11 protein-coding genes are annotated in these 13,861 nt (G+C 42.5%); 9 read left to right on the top strand and 2 right to left on the bottom strand.

All coding sequences use genetic code 11. From position 1 onward, the window contains the following. Nucleotides 1-16: 16 nt before the first annotated feature. Nucleotides 17-2,311 carry a transglycosylase domain-containing protein gene (locus L6494_RS08425; RefSeq protein ID WP_237993729.1) on the bottom strand — a complete coding sequence of 765 codons (2,295 nt, stop codon included), beginning with the start codon at nucleotides 2,309-2,311 and terminating at the stop codon, nucleotides 17-19. Between the two features lie 331 nt (nucleotides 2,312-2,642). On the opposite strand from L6494_RS08425, the gene folK reads away from it, so the two are divergent. The 9 genes from folK (at nucleotide 2,643) to L6494_RS08380 (ending at nucleotide 12,181) form a co-directional block, all read left to right on the top strand. Next, nucleotides 2,643-3,152, top strand: coding sequence for a 2-amino-4-hydroxy-6-hydroxymethyldihydropteridine diphosphokinase (folK, locus tag L6494_RS08420; RefSeq protein ID WP_237995915.1), 510 nt, complete (start codon nucleotides 2,643-2,645; stop codon nucleotides 3,150-3,152). 87 nt (nucleotides 3,153-3,239) lie between these two features. Beyond that, entirely contained in the window at nucleotides 3,240-3,788 is a 549-nt protein-coding gene (locus tag L6494_RS08415) for an NUDIX hydrolase (RefSeq protein WP_237993727.1), read from the top strand. 484 nt (nucleotides 3,789-4,272) lie between these two features. Next, entirely contained in the window at nucleotides 4,273-5,187 is a 915-nt protein-coding gene (locus L6494_RS08410) for an actin-binding WH2 domain-containing protein (protein WP_237993725.1), read from the top strand. Between the two features lie 221 nt (nucleotides 5,188-5,408). Further along, nucleotides 5,409-5,618 (top strand): hypothetical protein, encoded by a 210-nt coding sequence (locus L6494_RS08405; protein ID WP_237993723.1) that lies wholly within the window; start codon nucleotides 5,409-5,411, stop codon nucleotides 5,616-5,618. A gap of 282 nt (nucleotides 5,619-5,900) precedes the next feature. Then, nucleotides 5,901-7,445 carry an NAD(P)H-hydrate dehydratase gene (locus L6494_RS08400; protein WP_237993721.1) on the top strand — a complete coding sequence of 515 codons (1,545 nt, stop codon included), beginning with the start codon at nucleotides 5,901-5,903 and terminating at the stop codon, nucleotides 7,443-7,445. Nucleotides 7,446-7,573: 128 nt separating this feature from the next. Continuing rightward, nucleotides 7,574-7,873, top strand: coding sequence for a hypothetical protein (locus L6494_RS08395; RefSeq protein ID WP_237993719.1), 300 nt, complete (start codon nucleotides 7,574-7,576; stop codon nucleotides 7,871-7,873). A 149-nt stretch (nucleotides 7,874-8,022) separates the two neighbouring features. Beyond that, complete coding sequence (locus tag L6494_RS08390) at nucleotides 8,023-10,416, top strand: GH116 family glycosyl hydrolase (protein ID WP_237993717.1); 2,394 nt, start codon at nucleotides 8,023-8,025, stop codon at nucleotides 10,414-10,416. Between the two features lie 521 nt (nucleotides 10,417-10,937). Next, nucleotides 10,938-11,507, top strand: coding sequence for a DUF6658 family protein (locus tag L6494_RS08385; protein ID WP_237993715.1), 570 nt, complete (start codon nucleotides 10,938-10,940; stop codon nucleotides 11,505-11,507). An 80-nt stretch (nucleotides 11,508-11,587) separates the two neighbouring features. Further along, entirely contained in the window at nucleotides 11,588-12,181 is a 594-nt protein-coding gene (locus L6494_RS08380; protein WP_237993713.1) for a hypothetical protein, read from the top strand. Nucleotides 12,182-12,317: 136 nt separating this feature from the next. Here L6494_RS08380 and larC read toward each other — a convergent pair whose 3' ends face one another. Continuing rightward, nucleotides 12,318-13,592, bottom strand: coding sequence for a nickel pincer cofactor biosynthesis protein LarC (gene larC / locus L6494_RS08375; protein WP_237993711.1), 1,275 nt, complete (start codon nucleotides 13,590-13,592; stop codon nucleotides 12,318-12,320). Nucleotides 13,593-13,861: the final 269 nt, after the last annotated feature.

The following is a 13,861-nucleotide window of genomic DNA, read 5'->3' as shown; positions in this document are numbered from 1 at the left end:
GCTCCCCTACCCCCTGCTAATTTCTAGGTCTTAGCCTTTCACGCCAAGAAGGTGTGGGGGATGAAGAACTAGCTGGGGATGAAGACTCTCTAGAACTACGAGGCCTGGAAGAACCTGATTCTACTGTTCTAGTTCGCTCTCTTCTGGGTGGAGTTGCTGCATTAGCACTAGAATTAGATTCTTGACTACGACGATAGCGTCGCCGTCTTCTTGATGAATTATTATCTGTTTCTTGGTTGCTGCTTCTGCGTCTTCTAGATGAGCGGGTATCGTCTTGTTCTTCTGATTTTTCATCAGAGTTAAGAGAACCATGCAAGACTTTTTTAGGCTTAATGGGTTTAGCTTTAATGCTACCCTTGCGACCTTTTAGTTTAGGTTTATCGGGAAACTTTTCTATTGGCATTCCCTCCACCGCTACTTCCATAAATTCATGCCAAGCGTAGGCTGCACTACCACTAGCACCAGAGGTGGGGCGATTGTCATCATTTCCTAACCATACCCCGGCAACTATTTGAGGAATGTAACCAATAAACCACAAATCACGGGCTTCATCGGATGTGCCGGTTTTGCCGGCGACTGGTCGCTTATCTAATCGGGCGGCTGCACCTGTACCTGATTCGACAACGTTGCGTAACATCGAAGTCATAATGGCGGCGGTGGTAGGGTCAAGGACTCGCTTGGGTTGGGAATCTACTGACCAAATCACCTCACCTTTGCGGTTGAGGATGCGACGGATACCATAAGGTTGGGCGTGTAATCCTTGGGTAGCAAAAGTACCATAGGCACTAGTTAATTCTAAAAGATTGACTTCATTCGAGCCGAGAGATAGGGAATAGGTAGGTATAAGTTTAGATTTAATGCCCATATTATGGGCTGTATTGATAGTAGGCTCGAATCCTATATCAAGTAATACTTTTAGAGCTACTACATTCACGGAACGCGTCAGAGCATCATTCATACTCATTGAACCCCGGAAGGTTTTCCCGTAGTTTTTGGGTTCGTAGTCATCGACGACAAAAGGCGCATCTAAATATGTGTCGTTGGGGCTTTTGCCTGTAGCGATCGCGGTAGCATAGACAAAGCTTTTAAATGTCGATCCTGGTTGACGTTGGGCTTGGGTAACGCGGTTAAATTGGTTTTTACCAAAGTCTTTACCTCCCACCATTGCTTGAATTTCCCCGTTGCGGGGGTCTATGGCTACTAAAGCCGCTTGTTTAAAGTTTTGCCAGCGACCTTGATTTTTGAGAGTTTTGTTAACTGCTGCTTCGGCTGCTTTTTGCCAATTTGAGTTGAGGGTAGTTTCTACAATTAAACCCCCGTTCGCCAGGACATCAGCAGGTACGTGCTTCGGTAATTCTTGCAGAATGTAGCTACTAAAATAAGGGGCTTCTAATTGCAGCCTCTTCGGTAAACTTAATGTGAGTTTTATTGGTTCTTGTGATGCTGCTTGTCTTTGGGCGGCTGTGATAAATCCCTCTTCTTGCATCCTTTGCAACACCAAATTTCGCCTCTGCCCAGCAGATGTGGGACTATTAGCTGGGGAATAGGAACTAGGTGCAGGGGCGAGTCCGGCTATGGTAGCTATTTCCGCCAAGGTCAGCTTGTCTACGGGTTTACTGAAGTACACCCAGGCTGCATCTGCTACACCATAAGCCCCTGAACCCAAATATACTAAATTTAAATAACGCTCTAGAATTTGGTCTTTAGTTAATTCTTGTTCTAGTTTTTGGGCTATGCGGACTTCTTTAAGTTTGCGCCAAATTGTTCGTTCTTGTTTCAGGAAGAGAATGCGCGCTAGCTGTTGGGTGATCGTACTACCACCTTCTACGACATTTTGCGATCGCAAATTACTCACAGCTGCTCTAATAATACCTTGGGGATCAATCCCCCCATGTTGCGGAAATCTTCTATCTTCAATCGCAATAAAAGCTTGTTGCAGTTGCTCAGGTATCTTTTCTAAATTGAGTTGTTCTCTAGTTGCTTCGCCCTGCTGTTGTAATATACTGCCATCAACAGCTTTGATCGTTAATGTTTGCTCACGGATGACAGTTTTTAGTTCAGATTTATCAGGTAAGGTACGATCTATTGTGGAGATAAAGTAGCTTAAAGCAATAATCCCACCCCCCAAGCTCAAGCCTGCCCAAAACCACACACGTCTATAAAATGGACGCTCCCGACTGCTGAACCTATGTATGATCCCAGATGTTGCACTACTCATATGATGCAACAACTGCCTTGTATTCCCCAACCGGTTGGGTGGTAATTGATCATTTGTGGATTCTTCTTTCTCTAAATGATTACCGGGCGACAAGCGCAGTTCCTCCTTATCTGGGTCACTTTTCTTCTTTTGCTGGAACTAGGAGGTAAGTTGCTCCACATTAGTTCTTCGCTGAATGTAGTTACAAGCTAGCAACCAAATGATAGTTTTTGGCTTGGCTAACTACTTTCCGTGTTAGTATAATATCCCATAATTAATTAACTGAATTCATTGATACACAAAATATATTTGGACATTCAGTTAATGCTTATTTTGTCAAGATGAATATATTACTTTTAATGAATTGTTGAGTTTCAAAAAACTATCAAAAGTATTAAAAAAAAATATCTTAGAGACCTTACCAATCTACCTAAATAGAGACTTGATGCAGAATAGAGCGATCGCCGAAGTTGTCCGTAGTGCCTTAGCTCTAGGCAGTAATATTGGCGATTCAGTGGCAACTTTAGAAGCCGCAACCCAGGCATTAACCGCAATTCCAGGCATTGAACTAGAAGCTAAATCCAGTTGGTATAGAACCAAAGCTGTAGGGCCGCCACAACCAGATTACATCAATGCCTGTATCATCTTGCAAGTGAAAATGAGTCCCCAGGAATTATTAGACACATTGCTAGCGACAGAGCAGAAATTTGGGCGGGTGCGTCGAGAACGTTGGGGAGCGCGATCGCTGGATCTAGATATACTGCTGTACGATGACTTAATTCTCGATACCCCAAACCTCCAGATTCCCCATCCCCGAATGCACGAGCGAGCCTTTGTCTTAGTACCATTGGTAGAAATTGCCCCAGACTGGATAGAGCCAGTTTCCGGATTAGCAATCAAACAACTGGTAAAAAAAGTAGACTGTTCTGATGTACATTTGTTAAAGAGCAGCTAAAGTTACCACTCAATCAACGCAGAAAACGCTGGTGCGATCGCCAACTCCAGTGTGATTTTGTGCATTTATAAACAATAGAATTTAACTATGCCACTAGGTAGAGAATTACCACAGCTATTAAAACAACGCCTATTCTATAAGGGGCGCAAGTTTGACTTTGAAGTGAATCGCTTGCGTTTACCCAACAAAGCAGAAGGAGAATGGGAGTGCATTCGTCACCCCGGCGGTGCTTTAGCTGTGCCTGTGACTGCGGAAGGTAAACTGATACTTGTACGCCAATATCGCTTTGCAATTCAAGGAAGAATATTAGAATTTCCCGCAGGAACTTTAGAACCCAACGAAGATCCTCTAGAGACAGTGAAGCGTGAAATTCAAGAAGAAACCGGACATAGCGCAGAGAAATGGGACAAATTAGGCGAGTTTTTCCTAGCACCAGGCTATTCCGATGAGATTATCTACGCCTACCTCGCCAGAGATGTAGAAAAGTTAGACACACCACCCAAACAAGACGAAGACGAAGATATTGAGATTGTATTTTTCACTCCCGAAGAACTAGAAAAAGCCATTCTGGAAGGAGAACCTGTAGATTCTAAGACAATTTCCAGCTTTTTCTTAGCACGTCCGTTTTTAGTTTAGGGAATTAGTTTTGTAGTAAGTGGCTCTAGCTCTTTTTTGAGGACTAAAGTCCTTACTACTAAACCATAAGAGATGATTTATAAATTATCCGCAATTGATGGTTGGGTAGGGTGCGTCAGTATGAATAATTTCTGAGTATAGTTAGGTTCTATCGCACTGACGCACCCTACAATTTGGATATTTTTTTATCTGGAAGTCCCTTATTGCAGGATAGGAATCGCAACATAAATTCCCGTAAGTTTGCCTGACGGTCAAGCCATTCAGCTATCATCAGGTGGACAAAATATCCTGATCGAAGTCTCAGTATCATGTAAAAATCTAAGCATCTTTAATGACTTAAATACTAAAAGTATTTACTATAATATACTTTTCACAAAATTAGGCTTTTAACCTTACAAAACAAGGATCATAGGTGTATTTCTGAACAACTCTAATGAATTATCATTGGTTATCTTAGATATATTATGATTTCTGAGAGAAAAGTATGAATAAGGACAATAACCCAGTACCCTCTGACCCAGAACACGATAAATCAGGCATTTTTGAATCAAGCTATCGAAGACAAGAACCCCCAGAGCCTGATATCATTACCTTCTACTCTGAGGATACCTCCGGTTCTGCCAAACGCCCGTCTAAACCTCATGCAGAACGCTACGAATATTCCCAAAAAGAACTTCAAGCACTGCGTCAGGCGATTGAGAATAACGGTGTTGTTCGCCTGGCTTTTTACTTTCTCGACTATATTCTGAGGGCGCAAACAGCCCTGTTTGAGCAGATACACAGCCAAAAAGATTTGACTAGAATTATTTGGTCAATGTCTGTTCTCTCTATCCTGCTATCCAGTATTTATGGCCTAGTCATGGGTATGTATAACGGGGTATTGCAAGCATTGTCATCTGCAATCAAATTACCTATTCTCTTTTTATTCACAGCATTGATTTGTGTTCCATCACTCTATACCTTCAATGTATTGCTGGGACAACGTTTTAAGTTTCTTCAAACTGTCGCCCTGATGATGATGACTTTGGGAACTACAACAATTTTGCTAGTAAGTTTAGCTCCCATTGCCTTTTTCTTCACCCTCACCACGCCGGATAACTACCAGTTTTTAATCCTGATGCACGTGCTGATCTTCGCTCTGTGTGGCATATATGGAGTACGATACCTGTATAGGGGATCGTCATACATTGCCTTTCGCATGGAACAACCCTTGAATAATCTCCTACTCCGCCTCTGGATTGTGATTTATGCAATTGTGGGAATGCAGTTAGGTTGGCGGTTACGTCCGTTTATTGGTAGCCAAGGAATTCCTTTTGAACTGGTACGAAACGAGATTGGGGGCAATTTTTACATTACTGTTTGGAAATCTTTGCTCGAACTGTTTTCAGGTGGATCTTAGTCCCAATAGGAACAACTTCCATTGTCAATAACTTCTCTCAAAAGCAGGTAAGCGATCGCCGCACCTGCAATTTATAGTAGAACAGCTAGAAAAGCAGGGATACCAATGTGAAATTAACAAGGTTGAGTATGAGTTACAGCGTGGTGGCAATGAAATGCTGAGGATACACTAAGTGAGCATTTTAACTTCGCTTTGGGATCAGTAAAGGGACAGGTATTCAGATGAAAATAACATCTTTCTCCAATAACCTGTCCCTAACAAGTGGTGTTTTTGGTACATTTTTGGTACAACACCCTAAATCAGCAACTACTGCACTGCATTTGTGTACTGCCGCCTCTGTTCAACTACAACCGTCCCGCCGTTTGAATCCCGGACTTGGACGGGGTTGCCATCCCTATACTGTATTACTACGCATTGATTTTGACAGGTGAAAATAAAATTGGGAGTTATGAGTACTTCCCCCGCCAAAGCTGGTGTTGCTGACATTAATCCAGCAAAAACTAAACATCCTGACAAAACATTTCGCATATTGTTCTCCCTTTACTCGAAATGAGAGTGTGTTTTAATTGACCAAGTAGAACTACTGGGGCTATAGCAACAATTTCGGAAAAACATAGTTTGATTTTTCTGGGTTGTTTTACTGAATTTGTCTAGGCGTTGCGCTATAGATTATTGATATGTGCCAGCTAATCCATAATTGATGGTAAGGTGAAGTGCTGACTAGAAACGAACAAATTTCCCAAGTTGTCGTCACTGCTGCTCAAATGCGCGACATTGAAGGGCGGATATTTGTAGCGGGAATGCCCGTAGCCGCTTTAATGGAGAAAGTGGCGGGACTAATCACTAGGCGTATTCAAGATATTTACTCCAGTCGCCGTGTCGGTATCCTTGTCGGCCCCGGACATAATGGTGGTGATACGTTGGTTGTAGCCCGTGAGTTACATTTTCAAGATTACAAGGTTTGGATGTATGCACCTTTTTCTAAATTTAAGGAATTAACTTCACAGCATTTACAATATGCTCAAAGTTTGGGTATCCCCTGTTATCAAGATATTGAACAGTTGCCTGATTGTGATTTTTTAGTTGATGGATTATTTGGATTTGGCTTAGAAAGAGCGATCGCTGATCCCATCGCTTCAGCAATTAATCATTTTAATGACTGGGATAAACCAATTATTAGTATTGATGTGCCTTCAGGTTTGCATACTGATACAGGCGAGGTATTGGGGACGGCTATCCGTGCAACTTATACCCTGTGTTTGGGTTTGTGGAAGTTAGGTTTATTGCAAGATCAGGCTTTGGAGTATGTGGGTAAAGCTGAGTTAATTGATTTTGATATTCCCTTAGCGGATGTGCAAGCGGTACTAGGAGACACCCACAAAATTAAACGCATTACCCCAGTAACGGCACTTTCTACCCTACCCTTACCCCGTCCACCAGTAACGCACAAATATAAGGAAGGACACTTACTGTTAATTTGCGGTTCGCGGCGTTATGCAGGTGGGGCAATTTTAACGGCTTTGGGTGCTAGGGCGAGTGGTGTGGGGATGCTGTCTGTGGCTGTACCTGAGTCTCTCAAGCCGCTTTTGGTGTCCCATTTGCCGGAAGCGTTGATTATTGGTTGCCCAGAGACGGAAACTGGTGCGATCGCTCAGTTACAATTACCAGAGAAGACCGATTTAAATGCCTATAGTGCGATCGCCTGTGGCCCTGGGTTAACTACAGATGCTACTCCTATTGTCGAGGAAGTGATAAACAGCGATCGCCCTTTAATTCTCGATGCTGATGGTTTAAATATTCTGGCAGGGCTAGACACCATCCCCACATTACAACAGCGTCAAGCTATAACTGTACTCACACCCCATACAGGAGAATTTCAACGCTTATTTCCTCATTTACCTGATGCGAAACGAGACAGGATAGCATCTGTGAGAGAAGCAGCAATCCAGAGTGAGTCAGTAGTATTGTTGAAAGGTGCGAGAACTGCGATATCCAATCCCCACGGTATAGTCTGGATTAACCCCGAAAGTACCCCAGCTTTAGCCCGTGGCGGGAGTGGGGATGTGTTAACAGGCTTAATTGGGGGATTATTAGCCCAAGCCGTTACTAAAGAATTGCCTGTAGAAGATATTGTAGCAACGGCGGCATGGTGGCACGCCCAAGCTGGGATTTTAGCAGCGCAAGAACGTACAGAATTGGGGGTAGATGCGTTTACGTTGACAAATTATCTTATCCCAGTTATTCGCATTGCTGAATAAACTGACAATACTGATAGATTTATGCTGATTTCAATGATAGAAACTGGTTATCCTGCAATCTAGTTGAATCTGATAGCATGAAATTATTAAGCAATTCTTAATACTTCCTAGAATTAAGGAGTTAAATCATGAGATTAAACCCCACAAGACTCTTATTTCTCGGTGTTGTCATTCTGGCATCTGTACCAGCATTTGCTCAAAATCAAGGTAATTCCTTTTCTGGTAGAGTTCAGCGAGTTTGGGAAGATGGATTTCGCTTAAATACCAGTGGTCGTTCCATCACAGTTGATACTTATGATATCTGTGGAGATAATACTACCAGGCACATATCGGCTGGTGATCAAGTAACCGTAATCGGCGAATTTGATGGAGGCGAATTTGATGCCTCCTCTGTTACTAAAGCTAGTGGTACAAGTGTTTGCCAGTAGTTAAAATCAGATTTTACCTATTCCCTTTCCCCCAGGGAGTGGAAATGTGATGGCTCAAGCCACTCCATTTCAATTGCAAACTCTCTACTTGAGAAAATTGACACATCGCGTTAAGCTTCCTTAGCATAACTGCACTGTGACACTAGGTAATGACCACTCAATTCTCCCCGCAAATTCCTGCTTGTACTTGGAATCGTCCTATCGGTTTAGGCTGGGATAAGCCTTATACCGTTCGCTACGCTAGTAATATTGATGATGGAGCTTGGCATGGGATGCCCTTGGGAGGCTTCGGTGCTGGCTGCATCGGGCGTTCTTCGCGGGGAGATTTTAACCTCTGGCATATTGACGGCGGTGAGCATCTGTTCCAAAATATCCCTGCTTGTCAATTTAGTGTGTTTGAATCTCATGGCACATCTTCCCAAGCTTATGCTTTAGCTACAACAGCACCTGAAGATGGTAGTCTGCAATCTGTGCAATGGTATCCAGCTTCTACCGCTACACAGGAGACTGGTACATATCACGCACTATATCCGCGTAGCTGGTTTGTGTATGAAAATGTCTTGCAAACACAGCTAACCTGTGAGCAGTTTTCCCCTATCTGGGCGGATAATTACCAAGAAACTAGTTACCCTGTGGCGGTGTTTGTTTGGCAGGCTCATAATCCCACCAATGCACCTATCACTCTCAGTATTATGCTGACTTGGCAGAACATGACGGGCTGGTTTACTAATGCCCTTAAATCTCCAGAGGTGAAGGTGCGGGATGATGGTAGTCCAGTTTATGAATATCAGCCGCGTTTGGGTGAGAGTCGGGGTAATTACAATTATTTAGTGGAAAGTCCCCAAGCTTTGGGTTGCTTTTTAGGACGGGAGGGTATTACAGAACCTTTACAGGAAGGTGAGGGTAGTTGGTGTATTGCGACGAAAAAACATCCCCAAGTAGAAGTTTTTCATCATAGTCGCTGGAATCCCGATGGTAAGGGGGATGAGATATGGCAAAGCTTTGGGTTGGATGGTTCTTTACCTGATTATATAGATACTACCCCAGCCGGAGAAAATGAACAAATCGGGGCAGCGATCGCAGTCCGTTTCACTCTCCAACCAGGGGAAAGTCTAGAAATTCCCTTTGTTCTGGCTTGGGATTTCCCAGTTACAGAATTTGCTGCCGGGGTGAATTATAACCGCAGATATACAGACTTTTTTGGTACTAATGGTAACAATGCTTGGGCGATCGCTACTACTGCTTTAGAACAGTATCCAACTTGGCAGGAAAAAATACAAGCTTGGCAACAACCGATTCTCGACCGGGAAGACTTGCCTAACTGGTTTAAAATGGCTCTATTTAATGAGCTTTACGACCTTACCAGTGGTGGTACACTCTGGAGTGCAGCCACCAAAAACTATCCTATTGGTCAGTTTGCTGTACTAGAGTGTTTAGATTACCGTTGGTATGAAAGTTTAGATGTCAGGTTATACGGTTCTTTCGGACTGTTGTTACTGTTCCCAGAACTAGAAAAATCGGTGATGCGTGCCTTTGCGCGGGCAATTCCCCAAGGTGATGATACCCCCCGCGTGATTGGTTATTACTACACCATCGGCGCAGAAAGTCCCCTAGCTGTGCGTAAATCTATAGGTGCAACACCCCATGATTTAGGCGCACCTAATGAACACGTTTGGGAGAAAACCAACTACACCAGTTATCAAGACTGTAATTTGTGGAAGGATTTAGGCTGTGATTTTGTTTTGCTGGTTTACCGGGATTATCTGTTAACTGGTGCAAATGATATTCAGTTTCTCAAAGATTGTTGGGATGCAATTGTCCAAACCTTAGATTATGTCAAAACCTTTGATTTAGATGGAGATGGCATTCCTGAAAACTCCGGCGCACCTGATCAAACTTTTGATGATTGGCGACTGCAAGGAGTAAGCGCGTATTGTGGTGGTTTATGGATGGCAGCGTTAGAAGCAGCGATCGCCATTAGCGATATTTTAATCAAAAATCAGCCAGAATTAATCAATCAAAAGTCTATTTATGAGACTTGGTTAGCAAAATCCTTACCTATCTATCAAGAAAAACTCTGGAACGGTCAATATTACCGACTAGACAGTGAAAGCGGTTCTGATGTAGTGATGGCAGATCAATTGTGCGGGCAATTTTATGCTGGTTTACTCAATTTACCGGAGATTGTGCCGAGCGATCGCGCTATTTCTGCTTTAAGAACTATATATGATTCCTGCTTCCTTAAATTCTACAATGGTGAATTTGGTGCTGCTAATGGTGTACGTCCCGATGGTTCACCAGAAAACCCCAAAGCTACCCATCCTCTAGAAGTTTGGACAGGAATTAACTTTGGGTTAGCAGCATTTTTGGTACAGATGGGAATGAAAGATGAAGCATTAAGACTAACCCAAGCAGTAGTACAGCAAATTTACAGCAATGGTTTGCAATTCCGTACCCCAGAAGCCATTACACCCGTCGGGACTTTCCGCGCTAGTACATATTTACGAGCAATGGCTATTTGGTCAATTTATTTGGTGCGTTAGTACCTCAATCAACCAACAAAAGCTATACAGTGTTTCCTAATCACATGAGGTATATCATAGCCCCCTCCCCGCAAGCGGGGAGGGGGTTGGGGGTGGGGTTCTTGTATATATTTTACATCAGCTAAAGAATATATTTTATCCAAAAATGCTGGAAAAAATTCATATTTTATAATTCGTAAAAAAATATCCTTAACTTCTTTGAATCGTTAATATTTTGTAGCTTTCAATAATCAAAAATAAAATAAAACTGCTTATGAAAGCATTATATTTTAAGCAATTATAAATTTACAATTACTAATTATTTTTAATTTTCTCTCTCTGTAGTTAGATAAATATAGCACATTGGCGAACACAAAAATGTGACTTACGCTAGAGGAAAAGTTAGTTTTTATCACCTAATATTAGTAACTATTGGTCCATTTAGTAGTTAACTAAAACCACAAAACTAGCACACAAAGCTCCACTTATTTAATACACATAAATAAGTGAGTAAGCTTGTTATTAGTTAAAAGGAGTAAGTAGTGAACAGTCTAATATCTTTATGGAAAAAATTGCGCCTGCGTCAAGTTTTTACTGTATTTTTAGCTGGTGGTCTATTGTTAATCTTTAGCACTGCTTGTAGTCAAGCTAATCCCCAAGGTGCGAATCCCCAAAATCCTGCTGTACAAGCTGGTGGTGCTAATAATCCTTATAAAAATGGTGGAGACAAATATACCAAATATAGGATGTCTACAGACCCAAAAATCACTAACACAAAGACCAGTAAGGAAAATGACCAAGCTAGCCTACAAAGCAACACACATATATTGATTGCTGCTAATAGAGAATCTGAATTACTCTACCCAGGTGCAGAAACACCAACAGGGAGAGTGTTAAAGGAAGGAGAATTGCCAATCATTACGCAAAAAGACTACCAACAGCCAAAACCAGGTGGTTTAATTCAGCGTGAACCAGATGTAGGAACTCGCATTCAAAAACGGATTGGAACTGTCCAAGAAAATTTGGAAGAGGCTTCTGGTTTTTTGAAAGAAAAAGCTGATGAAGCCAGTGCAAGACCTGAGTTACAAAAAAATCCCGCAGTTGGTAGATAACATTATTTGCCGTTTTCCAGCATCAAAATTTCATTTTGGTGAATGTTTCATCGATTTAAAAAAATTCAAGGAGTACCCCCATGCAAAGAGTTATTGATTGGCTAAAAAACCTTCGTCCTCTAAAAATCTTCACAGCTTTCTTAGCAGGAGTGTTTCTCTTAACAGCACAGGCTTGTAACCGTCCAGGAATAGCAGCACAACCATCACAGCCCGCAGGTCAACCTCCTAATGTCGAAAGATACGACTCCACAAAAAGCTATCCTCTTAACGCACCTCAAGGTGGGATGAACAACTTTAGTGATGTAGATCCCAGAGCCAGAGCCGATGAAAAAGCAGCAGAAGCCAAAGCTAAAGCTTTGCGAGACATGGCGAAAAGAAATGTCGAACAAAAGGGCGTTGATAGCACAGAACAATATGTCCGCAATTATCGCCAAGGTACACCTTTAGGTGAAAGAGTGAAGAACCTCGGTGAAGATGTGGGTAGTTCTGCTGAAGAAGTGCGTGAAGGCGTTGCTAAAGGAACTCAGCGCGGATTGGAAAATGTCAGAGAAAACACCCAAAATGCTGCTGAAGACTTAGTGAAAAATGTTCAACGTGGAGCAACAGATACGGGGAAAAGCATTCAGCGACGAGCTGAAGATACAGCTGATGCAGTCAATAGAACAATTAAATAAGCTAGATAAATCTAGTTTTGAGCATTAGTAATAGGGCATTGGGCAGGAAAAATTGCCCAATCTTCACAAATTTAGAACCCCGGTTTTTTCAAAAACCCGGGGTTCTGAAATCATCACTTTTACCTTTCCCCAACAATTAACTGTATTCCCAGCTTTGTAGAACCAGTTGGTGAACTTCTCGCCAGGGAAGATTATATTTACGAGCTAATTCCGCACAATCTTCGTATTCTGGCTGAATATTAGCAATATGTTTATCTGTTGATTGTCCTTGCCATGCGACCTTAATTCTTACTGTCCCATATTTCGTTTCTACTTGTTGGATTTCTCGTTCTAAGATGGCGCGTTGTTGGGTAGTACGCCGGATGCCTAAAGTAGTGGTTTCGCGGAATAAAACTGCTTCACAGTGGGGTAATTGTTCTGGATGGCAAATAACAGTTAGTAAAATCCCTGGACGGGATTTTTTCATTCCTATGGGTTGGGTAAAGACATCCACTGCACCAGCCGCAAACAAAGCTTCAAATACATAACCTATGGCTTGGGGGTTTAGGTCATCAATTTGAGTTTCTAGTACCGAAATAGTTTCTAAAGTTGGGCTGGTTTCCCCAGAATCGATGAAATTGGCCTGTAAACTAGCACTTTCACCCAGCCACAGGCGTAGTATATTGGGAATAGGGATATTAATTGTACCAGCTCCTAATCCGATCTGTTTAATGGTGATTGGTGGTGGTGCGCCAAACTCTTTAACCAAGGTAGTAGCGATCGCAGCTCCTGTTGGTGTCACTAGTTCCCGATCAATCCCATTGCTATAAACAGGACAACTCCGCATTTCCCATAACTTCAAAACGGCTGGTACTGGTACTGCCATTTGCCCATGTGCTGCCCGCACAGTACCCCCACCCGTAGGAAATGCGGAACAATAGAGTAAAGGGAATCCTGCTGCATCGTTGGCAATATCCAACCAATCCAATCCCAAACAAGTGCCAACAATGTCTACAATTGCATCCACAGCACCCACTTCATGAAAATGCACTTTCTCAGGAGCAATCCCATGTACCGCCCCTTCAGCTACTGCTAATTGTCGAAATACAGCCAAACTCCAAGCCTGAGCCCGTGATGGCAACCCTGCTTTGAGAATCATTGTCTCGATTTCTGGCAGATGACGACCATGATGGTGTTCGTGGTGATGATGGTCATGGTCATGATGATGCTCAACTAAATCCACATGAACTTTAGTAGCCTGTTGACCATTTTTTTGTACTAGTTCCGCCCTTAACTTAAATTCCTGGGAAATACCCAAATCATTGAGTTTTTCCGTTAAATATTCTACGGGAACTCCCAGACTCACCAAAGCCCCCAAGCACATATCACCGGAAATCCCCGCCGGACATTGAAGATAAGCAATTTTGTTCATAAGCCAATAGTTATCAGTTATCAGTTATCAGTTACCAGTCACTTGATAACTGTTCACAGTTTACTGATTTAACTCCCTCCTCTACCTTGTCTTCTCTACCTTCTGTCCCCTGTCCCCTGTCCCCTAATATAAGATGCAATTGCTTGTGTATGTAAATATGTGCAACGCTTAAGTTTACAGAACTTGACTGAAAGAGTATATCCCTATCTACTAGGGACATCACTTATAGGGCATCAATTTTATGATCCATGCCCAATGCCCAATGCCCA

Origin of the sequence: Nostoc sp. UHCC 0870 (assembly GCF_022063185.1) — a bacterium.
Classification (GTDB): domain Bacteria; phylum Cyanobacteriota; class Cyanobacteriia; order Cyanobacteriales; family Nostocaceae; genus Trichormus.
The sequence above is the reverse complement of the archived record's forward strand: the minus strand, read 5'-3'. Positions and strand labels throughout refer to the sequence as shown.